The sequence below is a fragment of the Sulfitobacter sediminis genome (genome assembly GCF_040811725.1).
In the GTDB taxonomy this organism is placed as follows: Bacteria; Pseudomonadota; Alphaproteobacteria; order Rhodobacterales; family Rhodobacteraceae; genus Sulfitobacter; species Sulfitobacter sediminis.
The window spans coordinates 1-283 of sequence record NZ_JBFNXX010000140.1 but is presented as its reverse complement, the minus strand read 5'-3'; the positions used below and the strand labels follow the sequence as shown (position 1 = coordinate 283).

1 protein-coding gene is annotated in these 283 nt (G+C 28.3%); it reads left to right on the top strand.

Annotated elements, in window-relative coordinates; all coding sequences use genetic code 11:
* Positions 1 to 283, top strand: a 283-nt coding sequence (locus AB2B41_RS24110) for a hypothetical protein (RefSeq protein WP_367880247.1), incomplete at both ends; no start/stop codon positions are given.

Genomic DNA, 283 nt, shown 5'->3' with positions numbered 1-283 from the left:
GGGCGCCCCGCCAACCCCCCCCACACCGCAAACCACAAACCCACCCCCCAAAAAAAAACCCAAAAAAACACAAAACAAAAAAACACAAACAAAACACACAAAAAAAAAAAACAACAAACCCAAACAAAAAAAAAAAAAAAAAAAAAACCAAAAAAAAAAAAAAAAAAAAAAAATAAAAAACCAAGAACTGCAAAAAACAACACAACCACACAACAACAACAACCAAAAAAAAAAAACGAAAAAATAAAAAAAAAAAAAAACAAAAAAAATCAAAAAAAGAATT